Raw genomic sequence first — 16243 nt, forward strand, 5'->3', positions numbered from 1 at the left:
CGGTGACCTGTTTATCGGCGAAAAATGGGTAATAAAGCGGCGTTCGGATGAAAAAAGGTGAGCAAACGCAAAATTATCCTCACTGGATGGTTGAACTAGAGGTCCTCTCTCCCCATATAAAGGGCAGTTTTGCACGAATTGTGCTTGCACGCCGCTCAATGTGGGGGATGTGTGGCTCGACTCGACCAAAGTGCGCCGCTATAATGCCGCGTCATATTTTCTCATCACAAAGACATATCGTTGTCTTTATAAACAGGAAGACTCCGGGCTTTGCCCAGGGGCAATAAAGGGTCAGCACACAGTGCTGAGTTGAACGAGGTAGAAGAATGCAAGTTTCTGTAGAGACAACCCAGGGTCTGGAACGCCGTCTTACCATCACTGTACCGGCTGCTACCGTAGACGCCGCTGTGCGTAAAGAATTGAATGGCCTGGCCAAAACTCGTCGCATCGACGGTTTCCGTCCTGGCAAGGCTCCGGTTGCCATCATCAAGAAGATGTTCGGCGCCATGGCTCACGCCCGCGTTGCTGATGAAATGATGCAGAGCAACTTCATCAAAGCCATCATCGAAAACAAACTGAGCCCGGCCGGTGCCCCGACCATGGATCCGAAAGAGATCAAAGAGGGTCAGGATTTCGAATTCACCGCCACTTTTGAAGTGTATCCGGAGTTCGAAGTTGCAGGTCTTGAGACCATCAAGGTCGAGAAGCCGGTTGCGACCGTGAAGGATGAAGATCTGGCCAACATGATCGACACCCTGCGCAAGCAGCACGCTACTTGGGCTGATGCCGATGTTGCTGCTGCCAATGGCATGCGTGTGACCATGGACTTCGTCGGTTCCATCGACGGTGAAGAGTTCGACGGCGGCAAAGCTGAAGGCTTCAACCTGGTCCTGGGCGCTGGCCGTATGATCCCGGGCTTCGAAGACGCCATCCTGGGCAAGAAAGCGGGCGACGAGTTCACCATCGAAGTGACCTTCCCGGCTGACTACCACGCTGAAAACCTGAAAGGCAAAGAAGCCAAGTTCGCTTCCAAGCTGATCAAGGTTGAAGAGCAGATCCTGCCTGAGCTGACCGAAGAGTTCGTGAAGCGTTTCGGTATCGAAAGCGGTTCTGTTGAAGAGCTGAAAGCCGAAGTGCGCAAGAACATGGAACGCGAACTGGCTCAAGCCCTGAAAAACAGCGTGAAAGAGCAGGTTCTGAACGGTCTGGTTGAAGCCAACCAAATCGACCTGCCGAAAGCAGCTGTTGCTCAAGAGATCGACGCACTGCGTCAGCAGGCTCTGCAGCGCTTCGGTGGTTTCCAGGGCGGCAACGCTCCCGAGCTGCCGGCTGAACTGTTCCAGGCTCAAGCCGAGCGTCGTGTACGTGTAGGCCTGCTGCTGGGTGACGTGATCCGCACCAACGAGATCAAGGCTGACGATGCCCGTGTAAACAGCATCATCGAGTCCATGGCGACTGCCTACGAAGATCCGAAGGAAGTGATCGAGTACTACCAGAAGAACGAACAGATGCTGAACGGCGTTCGTAACCTGGCAGTAGAAGATCAAGCCATCGACCTGATCCTGTCCAAAGCGCAAGTGACCGAAAAAGAAGTTGCATTTGACGAAGTGATCAACAAGTCTGGCGCCGCTGCCTAAGAACATTTGACTTAAGGTCAAGACTGTTAAGTATAATGGCTCGTGTGATCTCCACTCGGGCCATTTTATTTTAGGGACAATGCCTTATGTACAAGAACTATAACGATATGACCGATTCTCCCAGCAATGCGCTGGTCCCCATCGTGGTCGAACAGACTGCCAAGGGTGAACGTTCCTACGATATTTACTCCCGTCTGCTGAAAGAGCGGGTGATCTTCCTGACCGGTCAGGTTGAAGATCACATGGCCAATCTGGTGGTTGCCCAACTGCTGTTCCTCGAGTCCGAGAATCCGGACAAGGACATCTATATCTACATCAACTCGCCGGGTGGTTCGGTGACTGCGGGCATGTCCATCTATGACACCATGCAGTTCATCAAGCCGGATGTCAGCACCGTCTGCATGGGGCAGGCCTGTTCCATGGGTGCCTTCCTGCTGGCTGGTGGCGCCAAGGGCAAGCGTTTCTGCCTGCCTAACGCCCGTGTGATGATCCACCAGCCGCTGGGTGGCTTCCAGGGGCAGGCATCTGATATCCAGATCCACGCCCAGGAGATCCTGAAGATTAAAAATACCCTGAACGAGCGCCTGGCGTTCCACACCGGTCAGGACATGGCTACTATCGAGCGTGACACCGATCGTGACAACTTCATGTCCGCCGAGCAGGCTGTGGCCTATGGCTTGGTAGACGGTGTCCTGAGCCAGCGTAGCTGAGCAGGGTGTCCCGGTCTGTTGTAAACTCAACAGGCCGATCCATCCTCTATTGATAAAACGAGGTTGCTGAATGACAGAAAAACGCAAGGGTGAGGGTGATAAGCTGCTCTACTGCTCTTTTTGCGGCAAAAGCCAGCATGAAGTGCGCAAGCTGATCGCTGGCCCTTCCGTCTACATATGCGATGAGTGTGTCGAGCTGTGCAACGACATCATCCGCGAAGAGATCCGCGAGATCTCGCCCAAGCGCGATGGTAACGAGCTGCCGACCCCTCATCAGATCCGTGCTCATCTCGATGACTATGTGATCGGGCAGGAGTATGCCAAGAAGGTGTTGGCCGTTGCCGTCTACAACCACTACAAGCGTCTGCGCAACAGCGGCGAAAACAGTGGTGTGGAGCTTGGCAAATCCAACATCCTGCTGATTGGCCCGACCGGCAGCGGCAAGACCCTGCTGGCCGAGACTCTGGCTCGCCTGCTGGATGTGCCGTTCACCATGGCCGATGCGACCACCCTGACCGAAGCAGGTTACGTGGGCGAGGACGTGGAGAACATCATCCAGAAGCTGCTGCAAAAGTGCGACTACGACGTAGAAAAGGCCCAGCGTGGCATCGTCTACATCGACGAGATCGACAAGATCTCCCGCAAGTCGGACAATCCCTCCATCACCCGCGATGTCTCCGGGGAAGGGGTACAGCAGGCACTGCTCAAGCTGATCGAAGGGACCATTGCTTCCGTGCCGCCGCAAGGTGGTCGCAAGCACCCGCAGCAGGAGTTTTTGCAGGTTGATACCTCCAAGATCCTGTTCATCTGTGGTGGTGCCTTTGCCGGTCTGGACAAGGTGATCGAGCAGCGTTCCGTGAAGGGGACCGGTATCGGTTTTGGCGCCGAGGTAAAATCCAAGGATGCCAAGGCCACCCTGAGCGAGACCTTCGCCAAGGTAGAGCCGGAAGATCTGATCAAGTATGGTCTGATCCCCGAGTTTATCGGCCGTCTGCCGGTGGTCGCGACCCTGACCGAACTGGACGAGGCTGCCCTTATCCAGATCCTGAAAGAGCCAAAAAACGCGCTGACCAAACAGTACGCTGCGTTGTTCGATCTGGAAGGGGTTGAGCTCGAGTTCCGTGACGACGCACTCAACGCCATAGCCCGCAAGGCGATGGAGCGTAAAACCGGTGCTCGTGGTCTGCGTTCCATCGTGGAAGCCGTGCTGCTGGATACCATGTATGACCTGCCTTCTCTGGAAGGGGTCAGCAAGGTGGTGATCGACGAGACCGTGATCAAAGGGGACTCTGCGCCCTTGATGATCTACGAAAATCCCGAGACCCAGGCTGCTGCATCAGAGTAAATGTCTGATTTTTAATCAAATGGAAGGGGCTTTTTGCCCCTTTCATGCTTTTTGCGGTTTCGGCGATTGAATCTCATCTCTGCGCCCCCATATACTCAGCCAAGCGCTTTGCCAACGGTATAACAAGCCGAGAGGACATATATGAACCTAGAGCGTTCAGAACGCATCGAGATTCCCGTCCTGCCTCTTCGTGACGTGGTGGTTTACCCCCACATGGTCATTCCACTCTTTGTGGGGCGGGAAAAATCCATTCGCTGTCTGGAAGCGGCCATGGAGCAGGACAAGAAAGTTCTGCTGGTGGCCCAGAAGGATGCGTCAACCGACGAGCCGACGGTGGAGGAGATCTTCTCCGTCGGGACAGTGGCCAATATTCTGCAGATGCTCAAACTGCCGGATGGCACCGTCAAGGTGCTGGTAGAGGGGGGGCAGCGTGCTCGCCTGGAGCGGATGATCGACGACAAGGATTTCTTTGTCTGCGAGGCCCAGTACATCCCCTCCCAAGCCATTGAGGAGAAGGATCAGGAAGTGCTGGTTCGCTCCGCCATCGGCCAGTTTGAAGGCTATATCAAGCTCAACAAGAAGATCCCGCCCGAGGTACTGACCTCGATCTCGGCGATCGACGATGCTGCGCGTCTGGCTGACACCATGGCGGCCCACATGCCGCTCAAGCTGGAAGACAAGCAGAAGGTGCTGGAGATTGTCTCTGTCTCCGAGCGTATCGAATTCCTGATGGCGATGATGGAGTCGGAAATTGACCTGCTGCAGGTCGAGAAGCGCATCCGTACTCGCGTCAAGAAGCAGATGGAAAAGAGCCAGCGCGAGTATTACCTCAACGAGCAGATGAAGGCCATCCAGAAAGAGCTGGGTGAGCTGGAAGATAGCCCGGATGAGTTTGAAGCCCTCAATCGCAAGATTGAAGAGGCTGGCATGCCGGAAGATGCCCGTGAAAAGGCGCAGGCCGAGCTTGCCAAGTTGAAAATGATGTCACCCATGTCCGCCGAGGCTACCGTGGTGCGCAGCTATGTGGACTGGATGGTTCAGGTGCCGTGGAAAGCGCGCTCCAAGGTCAAGAAAGACCTTGGCAAGGCGCAAGAGGTGCTGGATGCCGATCACTATGGCCTGGAGAAGGTCAAGGATCGCATCCTTGAATATCTGGCGGTACAGGCACGGGTGAACAAGCTCAAGGGCCCCATCCTCTGTCTGGTTGGGCCTCCTGGTGTGGGCAAGACCTCCCTTGGCCAATCTATCGCCAAGGCGACGGGCCGCAAATATGTGCGGATGGCCCTCGGTGGGGTGCGTGACGAAGCGGAGATCCGCGGTCACCGCCGTACCTATATCGGTTCCATGCCTGGCAAACTCATCCAGAAGATGGCGAAAGTCGGTGTGAAGAACCCGCTGTTCCTGCTCGACGAGATCGACAAGATGAGCTCGGACATGCGCGGCGATCCCGCATCCGCCTTGCTGGAAGTGCTGGATCCGGAACAGAACAACAGCTTCAACGATCACTACCTGGAAGTGGATTATGACCTGTCGGACGTGATGTTCGTGGCCACCTCCAACTCCATGAACATCCCGGGCCCGTTGCTGGACCGGATGGAAGTGATCCGTCTCTCCGGTTACACCGAAGATGAGAAGCTCAACATTGCCAAGCAGCATCTGGTTGCCAAGCAGATCCAGCGCAACGGCCTGAAAGAGTCCGAGATCACCATCGAAGATTCTGCCCTGGTCGGGGTGATCCGCTACTACACCCGCGAGGCGGGGGTGCGGAGTCTGGAGCGCGAGATCTCCAAGATTTGTCGCAAGGCGGTCAAACGCATCCTGCTGGACAAGAGCATCAAGCATGTTCAGGTCAATCAGGAGAACCTCAAGGAGTTCCTCGGGGTGCAGCGTTTCGATTACGGCAAGGCCACCGACCAGAATCAGGTGGGTCAGGTGTGTGGTCTGGCGTGGACCGAAGTGGGGGGCGATCTGCTCACCATCGAGACCACCAACATGCCGGGCAAGGGCAAGCTCACTTATACCGGTTCCCTCGGTGAAGTGATGCAGGAGTCCATTCAAGCGGCGATGACGGTGGTGCGCACCCGTGCCGAGAAGCTGCGCATCAACGCCGACTTCTACGAGAAGCGTGATATCCACGTGCACGTGCCGGAAGGGGCCACCCCGAAAGATGGTCCGAGCGCCGGTATCGCCATGTGTACCGCACTGGTCTCCAGCTTGACCGGTAATCCGGTTCGTGCTGATGTGGCGATGACAGGAGAGATCACCTTGCGCGGCGAAGTACTACCCATTGGTGGTCTGAAGGAGAAGTTGCTGGCAGCCCACCGTGGCGGCATCAAGCGAGTGCTTATTCCGAAAGAGAACGAGCGTGACCTTGAGGAGATCCCGGCAAACGTCAAACAAGACCTTGAAATTTATCCTGTTCGCTGGATTGACGAGGTGCTGGAATTGGCGTTGCAGGACAATCCGCAGGGGTTTGAGCGCGTTTCTGTCGTGTAAATGTTGATGCGCCGCAAATTTGGCGCATTCGGCGGGTGGTTAAGGCTTGCATGCGCCCGATAACGGAAGTAGCCTTGACCACCGATCGGGTACTCGTGATGAGTCGCAATGCGTTGTGTGGCGCGGGTTTGCGCCAGATTGTCACTTGCAACTGATCAGGAGGCTTGCTATAAAACCTCCACTTGTTGTGGCCAGGGAAATCAGCGCCGCAGCGGTGTTCGATAAAAGGGGAATATAAGAGTGAATAAATCTCAACTGATTGACAAGATTGCAGACGGTGCCGATATCTCCAAAGCTGCCGCTGGCCGTGCATTGGATGCCTTCATTGATGCTGTTGGTGAAGCGCTGAAAGAGGGTGACCAGGTTGCTCTGGTCGGTTTTGGTACTTTCGCTGTACGCGAGCGTGCTGCCCGTTCAGGCCGTAACCCGCAGACTGGCGCGACCATCGAAATCGCTGCTGGTAAAGTTCCTGCCTTCAAAGCCGGTAAGGCCCTGAAAGACGCTGTTAACTAAGTCGGTCGCTGATATCCGTCGGCTACCGTCCTTGGTCGCAGACCAGACAAGTTAGAGAGTCTTCTCTCATACTGATTGACCAAGGCGCATCGCAATCGGTGCGCCTTTTTATTGTTTACGCCCATCGAGTTCGGGAGCATAAGTACAAACATGATGTTGGATAAACTACGCGAAGGGGCGCAGGGCAAGGTAGCCAAGGTTATCTTGGGCCTGATCATCCTCTCCTTTGCCTTGGCTGGTGTAGGTAGTTACCTGAACGGCCCGGCCCGTACCGCCCCCGCCACCGTCAATGGCACCGAGATCAGTGCTGCGGCACTGGAAAATGCCTACCGTAACGAGCGCGCCCGCATGGAATCCCAGATGGGAGAGGCATTCAGCCAGCTGGCCGCGAACCCCGATTACATGAAACAGTTCCGCCGTGGCGTGCTGGATCGGCTGATCGATCAGGCGCTGCTGGACAGCAAGGCCCGTGAACTGGGTCTGCGCATCAGCGATGAACAGATCAAGCAGGCCATCGTAGCGATGCCGGAGTTTGCCGAGAACGGCAAGTTCAACAATGACCGCTATCTTCAGTTGATCCGTCGTGCTGGTATGACTCCCGAAATGTTCCGTGACTCCCTGCGTCAGGATATGGTGCGTCAACAGCTGATGAGCGCCCTGCTGGGCACCGAATTCTCTCTCAAGGGTGAAGCGGAGCAGCTCGACAAGCTCTACAACCAGACTCGCGATCTGCGCCTGGTTCGTCTGGCTGCCGCCAACTACATGGCTGACGTTCAGGTCTCCGACAACGAGCTGGAGCAGTACTACAAGACCAATGGTGCCCGTTTCATGAACGACGAGCAGGTCAAGGTCGACTATCTGCTGCTGGACGCCGCCAACCTCGCCAAAGATATCAAGGTCACCGAGCAGGATGCCCAGGATTACTACGATCAGCACCAGGATCTGTTCCAGCGTGCCGAGCGTCGCCACGTGGCTCATATTCTGATCCCGTTTGGCAAGGATGAGAAAGCGGCTGAGCAGAAGGCCGAGGCCGTATTGGCCAAAGCCAAAGCTGGAGATGATTTTGCTGCATTGGCCAAGGCTGACTCCTCCGATACCTTCTCTGCCAAAAAAGGCGGCGAGCTGGACTGGTTCGAGAAAGGGGTGATGGATCCGGCTTTCGAGAAGGCGGCCTTTGCCCTGAACAAGGCTGGTGATCTCTCCACCGTAGTGAAGAGCCCGTTCGGTTTCCACATCATCAAGCTGCTGGGGGTTCAAGCTGCCCAGACCAAGCCGTTTGCCGATGTGAAGGAAGAGACCATCACTCGTCTGCAAGCTGACAAGGCCAAGGAGAAATTCTTTGCTGAGCAGCAGAAGATGGCTGACCATAGCTTCGAGAACCCGGACTCGCTGGATCTGACTGCCGAGGCAATGGGGATGAAGGTCGATTCTACCGATTACTTCACTCAAACAAATGCCCCAGCACCGCTGAACGATCCCAAGGTGCTTTCTGTGGCGTTTTCCGAGCAGTTGCGCGAGGACAACACCAACTCCGACGTGATCGAACTCACCGATGGCAAGGCGCTGGTACTGCACATCACCGGTCACAAGCCCAAAGCGGTCAAGCCGTTGGCCGAGGTGAAAGAGCAGGTGATTGCCGCCATCAAGCATGACAAGGCTAGCGAAGTGGCCCGTGGCAAGGCTCAGGGTTTGCTGGACAAGCTGAAGGTCGGTGAGAGCATAGATGGGGACCTGGCTGCTTTGGGGCTGAAAGTAGAAACCCACAAAGGGGTTTCCCGCTTCGAACGTGCGATGGATGAGAATCTGGTCACAGAAGCCTTTATGTTGCCCCATCCCAAAGATGGCAAGCCCAGTGTCGGGTTGGTTACAGAGAACAATGGTGATCGCGTGGTAGTTGCGCTGGACAAGGTCAACGTCCCTGCCGCTGCGTCCGGTATGGCCGCCATGCTGCAAGCTCAGCTGGGTCAGGGCAAAGCCCAGGTGGATTACAAGTCTCTGATCGACGAGTTGCGCAAAGCAGCCAAGATCGAGTACTTCACCAGTGTGGAAGCGACCGTCGAGTAATCGGCACTGCGCAATCCATTGAAAACGGCTCCTTGATGGAGCCGTTTTTTTATCTGTGAGCAAGAGGGGAGATATTCAAGCTCTGCTCTCTGCTCTCTGCTCTCTGCTCTCTGCTCTCTGCTCTCTGCTCTCTGCTCTGTGGCGTGTAGTCACACCGCGGTTATACGCCATCTCAGTCGTCTAAAAACGGGATATAAAAAAACCGGCACCTGAGTGCCGGTTTTGCATTGCGCAGGAGCGGGGTTATACCACGCCCTGGGTGCGCAGGTAATCCTCGTAGGTGCCGCCGAAGTCGCGGATGCCATCTTCGGTCAGCTCCAGGATGCGGGTCGCCAGGGAGGAGACGAATTCGCGGTCGTGAGAGACGAAGATCAGGGTCCCTTGGTAGAGCTCCAGCGCCATGTTCAAGGATTCGATGGATTCCATGTCCAGGTGGTTGGTCGGCTCATCCATGATCAGGATGTTGGGGCGCTGCATCATCAGCTTGCCGAACAGCATGCGACCCTGTTCACCACCGGAGAGCACCTTGACCGGTTTCTTGATGTCGTCCTGAGAGAACAGCAGACGGCCCAGTATGGAGCGTACAGCCTGCTCGTCTTCGTTCTCCTGTTTCCACTGGGCCATCCAGTCGAACACGTTGAGATCAGTGTCGAAGTCTTCGGCGTGATCCTGAGCGTAGTAACCGATCTGGGCGTTCTCGGACCACTTGATGGTGCCGGTATCCGGAGCCAGTGCGCCCACCAAGGTCTTGATCAGAGTCGATTTACCGATACCGTTGGTACCCAGAATGGCGACCTTCTCGCCCACTTCCATCATCATGTTGAGGCCCTTGAACAGGGGACCGTCGCCATAACCCTTGGAGACACCTTCCACTTCCAGGATGTTGCGATAGAGCTTTTTGTCCTGCTCGAAGCGGATGAAGGGGTTCTGGCGGCTGGAGACCTTGACGTCTTCAATCTTGATCTTGTCGATCTGCTTGAGACGGGAGGTCGCCTGACGGGACTTGGAAGCGTTGGCGCTGAAACGGGAGACGAAGGATTGCAGATCGGCGATCTGGGCCTTCTTCTTGGCGTTGTCTGCCAGCAGGCGCTCGCGCGCCTGGGTGGCGGCCAGCATGTAGTCATCGTAGTTGCCTGGATAGACGCGCAGCTCGCCGTAGTCCAGATCCGCCATGTGGGTACAGACAGAGTTCAGGAAGTGACGGTCGTGAGAGATGATGATCATGGTGCTTTCACGTTCGTTGAGCACCTGCTCCAGCCAGCGAATGGTGTTGATATCCAGGTTGTTGGTCGGTTCGTCCAGCAGCAGGATATCGGGGTTGGAGAACAGCGCCTGTGCCAGCAGCACCCGCAGTTTCCAGCCCGGGGCTACTTCGCTCATCGGGCCGTTGTGCTGCTCGAGAGGAATGCCGACACCCAGCAGCAGCTCGCCTGCACGTGCTTCAGCGGTGTAGCCGTCATATTCGGCGACCAGACCTTCCAGCTCGGCGGCCTTCATATAGTCTTCGTCGGTGGCTTCGAGGTTGGCGTAGATGGCATCGCGCTCGGCGATGGCTGCCCACAGCTCGGTGTGGCCCATCATGACCACATCCAGTACGCGCATATCTTCGTAGGCGAACTGATCCTGACGCAGCTTACCGATGCGCTCGTTGACGTCCAGGCTCACATTACCGCCAGTGGGCTCCAGATCACCACCGAGGATCTTCATAAAGGTGGACTTGCCACAGCCGTTGGCGCCGATAAGGCCATAGCGGTTGCCGCCGCCAAACTTGACGTTGATGTTCTCAAACAGCGGCTTGGCGCCGAACTGCATGGTGATGTTGTTGCTGCTTAACAAGGTATGTGTCCCGATTGGTCTGTCAAATGGCGCGCATTATGGCACAGATCCCCCGAAAGTTTTAGCGAGAAGTGTGATCTTGATCGGTGCAAGCGGGGCGTGCAGCCGATTGATGGGCAATAAAAAAAGCCGGCTTGAAGCCGGCTTGGAAGGATGAACTTGATCTGTTAGTGGGAAGTTGCGCCAGAGGCCCCCAGCCCGGTTTGGGAGCGAACGAACTGCGGCAGGAACTTGGCATGCTCGTCGGCGGCGTTCTGGGAGCTGTCAGTGATGGAGAAGAACCAGATCCCGATGAATGCCAACCCCATGGAGAAGAGGGCAGGGTATTCGTAGGGGAAGATGGCCTGGGCATGGCCCAGCACTTTCACCCACACGGTCGGACCCAGGATCATCAGGGTCACTGCGCTCGCCAGTCCCAGCCAGCCACCGTAGACGGCGCCACGGGTGGTCAGGCGTGACCAGAACATGGAGAGGAACAGCACCGGGAAGTTGCAGCTGGCGGCGATGGAGAAGGCCAGACCGACCATGAAGGCGATGTTCTGCTTCTCGAACAGGATCCCCAGACCAATGGCAACCACACCCAGTACCAGAGTCGTCATCTTGGAGACGCGCAGTTCATCAGTCTCGTTGGCCTTGCCCTTCTTCAACACACTGGCATAGAGGTCATGGGAGACCGCAGAGGCTCCGGCCAGGGTCAATCCGGCGACTACCGCCAGAATGGTGGCAAATGCCACGGCAGAGATGAAGCCGAGGAACAGACTTCCACCCACTGCATCAGCCAAGTGGACGGCTGCCATGTTGGTGCCGCCCAACAGGGCGCCGGTGGCATCCTTGAAGGCCGGATTGGTGCTTACCAGCAGGATGGCGCCAAAACCGATGATGAAGGTGAGAATGTAGAAGTAACCGATAAAGCCAGTGGCGTAGAACACCGATTTACGCGCCTCTTTGGCATCGCTCACGGTGAAGAAGCGCATCAGGATATGGGGCAGGCCGGCGGTACCGAACATCAATGCCAGACCGAGCGAAATGGCGGAGATGGGGTCGGAGACCAGCCCGCCCGGGCTCATGATAGCGGAGCCTTTCTCGTGCACTTTGACCGCTTCACTAAACAGGGCGCCGATGTCGAAGTTGACCGATTTCATGACCATGATGGCCATGAAGCTAGCACCGGAGAGCAGCATCACTGCCTTGATGATCTGCACCCAGGTGGTGGCCAGCATGCCGCCAAACAGCACGTAGAGCACCATCAGGATACCAACCAGCACCACGGCCACATGGTATTGCAGGCCAAACAGCAGCTCGATCAGTTTGCCGGCACCGACCATCTGGGCGATCAGGTAGAGGGCGACTACCACCAGCGAACCGCAGGCGGAGAGGGTGCGCACTTCAGTCTGTTTGAGACGATATGAGGCGACATCGGCGAAGGTGTATTTGCCGAGATTGCGCAGCCGTTCGGCGATCAGGAACAGAATGATGGGCCAGCCCACCAGAAAGCCGATGGAGTAGATGAGGCCGTCATAGCCGGAGGTGTAGACCAGCGCGGAGATCCCGAGGAAGGAGGCGGCGGACATATAGTCACCGGCGATGGCCAGACCGTTCTGGAAGCCGGTGATACGGCCACCGGCCGCATAGTAGTCGGAAGCCGAGCGGTTGCGCTTGGAGGCCCAGTAGGTGATGAACAGGGTAGCGGCCACAAACACCAGAAACATCACGATGGCGGCGACATTAAGGGGCTGACGCTCCACGGCGCCAGAGATTGCATCGGCCGCCAGCAGGGGAGAGGAGGCCAGTGAGGTCAACAGCAGCAACTTGCCTTTCATGATTGCACCCCTTTGAGGATCTTCTGGTTCAGTTCATCAAACTCGCCGTTGGCGCGAAAGACATAGACGCCGGTCAACACGAAGGAGGAGAGGATCAATCCTACCCCGACAGGAATGCCGCGAGTAATGGTCGACCCTTCGCTCAAGGGGGTGCCCAGCCAACCGGGGGCAAAGGCGATGAGCAGAATAAACGCCAGGTAGAGTCCCAGCATCAGAGCCGAGAGGGCCCAGGCAAAACGCTGGCGCTTGGCGACCAGCTCCTGGAAGTTGGGATCTTGCTGGATCCTCAGATAGCTTTGCTGTTCCATTGCAGTTCTCCATGACATGAGTGTCAGCGGTGGATGGGGTAACCTCGACGAGCAGGCAATCTGCTCATGTAAGCAAAATGTGAATTAAATGTTATTTCTCGACAATTAGACTTTGGGATAAGTGAGCGGCGAGCCGCAGGTCAGGCGCAGGTAGATGAGCGCGGCCGTGGTGGCATCGGCAAGGGCATCGTGGGCGGGCAGGGATGGGAGTTCAAGGTGGCTGCAGATGGCACTCAAATGGAGGTCAATAGCCGCATCGGGATAGCGGCGATAGAGGTGGTCGTGATAGAGCTGGCTCACCTCGATCCCTCGCTGGGGCAGGGTCAATCCCCACAATTTCTGGCAGGCGAGATTGAGAATACGCAGATCGTAGGCTACGTGATAGCCCACCAGTTCACGGGGGCCGATAAAGTGAAGCAGCAGGCGCAGCGCGGCTTCCAGCTCCATCCCCTGTTGCAGATCCTGATGGCGCAGACCGTGGATCACCACAGATTGGCTGGTCAGGCTGGCCGGTGGCTGTACTTTGATGGCGAGGGCCTCGCCGGTCAGCAGCCGGTTGCCCTGAATGCGCACCGCCCCGATGGAGACGATCTCCGCCTGCTCGGGATCGAGACTGGTGGTCTCGAAATCGAGGGCGACCTGTTCATCTTTCGGTGGGGTGGCAAAGAGCGGCGCGAACTCGCCCGTTCGGAACGTGCGGCCATACCAGTAGCGTCGAGCGCGGCTCAACATGACTATTGTCTCAGACGAAAGTGCAAGGTGAGCCACTGCTGGAATTTTTTCACCTGATGCAGCGCCTGACGCAACAGATCCCGCTCGCTGTGGCTCAGCTCGCTTGTCTGCACCCGACTATTGCCCCCCTTGAGCTGGCTGCGCAGCCTCAGCCGGATAAAGAGCCGAAACGCCTCTGCCAGATTGCTGCCATAGTCGGCACTGAGCCGATCGGCGGCCACCAGTGCGTCGATACGCCCTAGGGTTGAAGTCTCCAGAATCCCAGCCTCAAGGGCCAACATGCGGATACCGTGCACCAGCGGGAACAGGCCGCCCCGCTTCAGATCCAGCCCTTCCGGTGGCTGCTCCAGCCTGCCAAACAGGGTGAGCGGAGCATGAAAGGCCACCGCCGGTCGCACCATCTCTGCCAGCAGATCCCGCCTGTCCGCCAACTGCTCGCGCAGCGCTCTGGCAACCGGCAGATGGAGCTGTCGATCCCCCGCGATGGGGTGAGCATCGGCCAGGGTGGCGAGCCAGAGCAGCTCATCCTCTTTTGCCGTGGTGCAGGCACTGGCAATGGCGCTTTGCCACTCGCTACCTGTTTTCACCCAGGCCGGATTGTTCACCATCACCAGCCCGGGGCACAGCGGGTAGCCGAGGCGCTCCAGCAGGGCGCTAAATTCGGCCAGATCGGCTGCCTGGGTGGGCCATGCCAGCCCTTCTGGCAGGATCAGGGCGTTGTCCTGATCGGTTTTGAGGATCTGCTCGCCGCGCCCCTCCGAACCCAGCATCAGCAGGCAGACCTTATCCTGCACCTCGGGGGGGATCACCAGCGCAAAGGTTTTGGCGATCAGCTGCTCGTTGATGGTGGCGATGAGCTTCATCAAAAAGGCGGTGTGGATCCCCTGGGCAAACAGCGAGCGGGTCAATTGTTGCTGTTCGCGGGCGACCGCCTCCAGCGCCGGCAGGCTGTCGGCACGGGCGATGCGCAACGTCAGCACGTGGGAGTGGGTCGAGAAGAGCCCCAGCACCTGGGTCAGTTGCAAGATGCCCGCCACTTCGTTGCCGCGCCACACCACCAGTCGCTTGATGCGATGGCGGGTCATCAGCAGCAGGGCATCAAACAGATAGCTCTCCAGCGGCAGACCAATCAGAGGAGTAGGGGTCAGCACCGAGAGGGGGGCCGTCAGCGGCAATCCCTTAAGGGTCAGGGCATGGAGCAAGGTCTTGCGGGTTGCCAGCGTGAGGGAGCCGTCGTGGGCGGGGTAGAGCAGGCAATCGGTCCCCTTGCTCACCATGGCTTCGGTGGCTGCCAGCAGTGACAGCTTGCTGTCGACGATAAGCGGTGCCTGCAGGTGGCCGGGTTCGATGCGGGTCAGGATAAATTCCGCCAGATTCTTCTGACCCAGTTGTTCGCGTTGCTCCTGCTGGCGCTGGCGCTCGGCCAGATTGGCGGTGAAGTAGCTGGCAAACTGCGGATCCTGCTCACAGAGCGCCAGAAAGGTGTGGCGAGGAATGAGCTGGCAGAGGCTATCTTCCAGCGCGGTGAAGCGGTGGCGGCCGCGGCCGTCAAACTGGGCGCGCACGTCGAACAGATCATCGACCCCGTAATCACCAAACTGGTGGTGAGGGGCAGACTCTTCCACCGCCCCCTTGATGATGAGATAGAGGCCGGGAGGCTCGTCCCCCTCCTTGAGCAGAATATCACCAGCGCGAAAATAGCAGAGCGAGAGGTGACGGGATAGCCGCTCGCGCGCCTCCTCATCCAGTCGGTCGAACGGTGGTCTGGCAAAATTGAACAGGGTTGACATGACAGCGTCCTCTGCTGGCTTGCGGCACTCATGCTGCTCCCAGTGTGACAAAGGGAGGGGGAGGCGACCAGCCGACTTTAGTCTCAGCTGTACCGCCTGTTCACACTCTGATAACGTGGTGGTATGACCAGTGAGTCAGTTTCAGGGATCAAGGAGAGGACAAGGGAGATGGAAAAACCAAGGATCAAGTGCGAGATCCACAACGGGATTGCCGAAGTGATACTGACGCGGGGGGATAAACTCAATGCGTTGGACCGCGCCATGTTCAGTGCCATCGATGAGACGCTGACACAGCTCGCCCGGCACAAGGGGTTGCGGGCGGTGATCCTGCATGGCGAGGGGCGTGCCTTCTGCGCCGGGCTGGATGTGAAATCCATGCTGAGACAGCCGGTGGCGGCGCTCGATATTCTCAAGCGTGAAGCAGACGAAGCGACCAATCTGGCTCAGCGGGTTGCTTATGGTTGGCACCAGCTGCCTGTGCCGGTAATTGCGGTGACCCAGGGAGTCTGTTTTGGCGGTGGCTTGCAGATTGCGCTCGGCGCCGATTTTCGCTTCAGCACCCCCGATTGCCGCTTCTCGGTGATGGAGATCAAGTGGGGCATCATCCCCGACATGAGTGGCAGCGTCACCATGCGCAACCTGATGGGAGTGGATACCGCCATGGAGCTGGCCATGAGCGGGCGCGAACTGGATGCCGTCGAGGCCAAATCTCTCGGGATGGTGAGCCGGGTCTGCGCCGATCCGCTGGTGGAGGCGCGAGAGTTTGCCCGCACCCTTATCACCAAGTCGCCGGATGCACTGGCGGGGATCAAACAGCTTTACAGCCAGGCCTGGGCCCGCAGCGATGAGGCGATGCTGAAGGAAGAGACCCGGCTGCAAAAGCAGATCCTGGGGCGACCCAATCAGTGGCGAGCCACCCTTAACAGCCTGTTTCGCTGGCGTCTGCCATTCGGGCCGCGTCGCAATCCGCTCTGACTGCGAGCTGCACGAGC

General features: G+C 57.6%; 12 protein-coding genes. 7 read left to right on the forward strand and 5 right to left on the reverse strand.

Annotation, left to right across the window (positions count from 1 at the left end):
* The first annotated feature begins 326 nt into the window (after positions 1–326).
* From tig to ppiD, 6 genes are all read left to right on the forward strand, one after another.
* Positions 327–1637 carry a trigger factor gene (gene tig, locus I6L35_RS15195; RefSeq protein WP_005345092.1) on the forward strand — a complete coding sequence of 437 codons (1311 nt, stop codon included), beginning with the start codon at positions 327–329 and terminating at the stop codon, positions 1635–1637.
* 86 nt (positions 1638–1723) lie between these two features.
* On the forward strand, positions 1724–2347 hold the full coding sequence (clpP, locus tag I6L35_RS15200) for an ATP-dependent Clp endopeptidase proteolytic subunit ClpP (RefSeq protein WP_005336979.1): 624 nt from the start codon (positions 1724–1726) through the stop codon (positions 2345–2347).
* A 70-nt stretch (positions 2348–2417) separates the two neighbouring features.
* Positions 2418–3692, forward strand: a complete 1275-nt coding sequence (clpX, locus tag I6L35_RS15205) for an ATP-dependent protease ATP-binding subunit ClpX (protein WP_201938413.1) — start codon at positions 2418–2420, stop codon at positions 3690–3692.
* A 141-nt stretch (positions 3693–3833) separates the two neighbouring features.
* Positions 3834–6188 (forward strand): endopeptidase La, encoded by a 2355-nt coding sequence (gene lon / locus I6L35_RS15210; protein ID WP_216978631.1) that lies wholly within the window; start codon positions 3834–3836, stop codon positions 6186–6188.
* A gap of 240 nt (positions 6189–6428) precedes the next feature.
* Entirely contained in the window at positions 6429–6701 is a 273-nt protein-coding gene (hupB, locus tag I6L35_RS15215; RefSeq protein WP_005315375.1) for a nucleoid-associated protein HU-beta, read from the forward strand.
* 150 nt (positions 6702–6851) lie between these two features.
* Positions 6852–8765, forward strand: coding sequence for a peptidylprolyl isomerase (gene ppiD / locus I6L35_RS15220; RefSeq protein WP_216978632.1), 1914 nt, complete (start codon positions 6852–6854; stop codon positions 8763–8765).
* Positions 8766–9008: 243 nt separating this feature from the next.
* Here ppiD and I6L35_RS15225 read toward each other — a convergent pair whose 3' ends face one another.
* The 5 genes from I6L35_RS15225 to I6L35_RS15245 all read right to left on the reverse strand — a co-directional run bounded on the left by I6L35_RS15225 (position 9009) and on the right by I6L35_RS15245 (position 15251).
* Complete coding sequence (locus I6L35_RS15225) at positions 9009–10601, reverse strand: ABC-F family ATPase (RefSeq protein ID WP_040068106.1); 1593 nt, start codon at positions 10599–10601, stop codon at positions 9009–9011.
* Between the two features lie 167 nt (positions 10602–10768).
* Positions 10769–12421 (reverse strand): cation acetate symporter, encoded by a 1653-nt coding sequence (locus tag I6L35_RS15230; RefSeq protein ID WP_040068108.1) that lies wholly within the window; start codon positions 12419–12421, stop codon positions 10769–10771.
* Positions 12418–12729: a DUF485 domain-containing protein gene (locus I6L35_RS15235; protein WP_040068110.1), complete on the reverse strand. Its 312-nt coding sequence runs from the start codon at positions 12727–12729 to the stop codon at positions 12418–12420. The genes I6L35_RS15230 and I6L35_RS15235 overlap by 4 nt, the downstream gene beginning before the upstream one ends.
* Positions 12730–12834: 105 nt before the next feature.
* Positions 12835–13461 (reverse strand): 3'-5' exonuclease, encoded by a 627-nt coding sequence (locus I6L35_RS15240; protein WP_216978633.1) that lies wholly within the window; start codon positions 13459–13461, stop codon positions 12835–12837.
* A gap of 2 nt (positions 13462–13463) precedes the next feature.
* On the reverse strand, positions 13464–15251 hold the full coding sequence (locus I6L35_RS15245; RefSeq protein WP_216978634.1) for a putative nucleotidyltransferase substrate binding domain-containing protein: 1788 nt from the start codon (positions 15249–15251) through the stop codon (positions 13464–13466).
* 168 nt (positions 15252–15419) lie between these two features.
* Between I6L35_RS15245 and I6L35_RS15250 the strand changes: the two genes are divergently transcribed.
* Positions 15420–16226, forward strand: coding sequence for a crotonase/enoyl-CoA hydratase family protein (locus tag I6L35_RS15250; protein WP_216978635.1), 807 nt, complete (start codon positions 15420–15422; stop codon positions 16224–16226).
* Positions 16227–16243 lie beyond the last annotated feature (17 nt).

This window comes from Aeromonas sp. FDAARGOS 1405 (genome assembly GCF_019048265.1).
In the GTDB taxonomy this organism is placed as follows: Bacteria; Pseudomonadota; Gammaproteobacteria; order Enterobacterales; family Aeromonadaceae; genus Aeromonas; species Aeromonas veronii_A.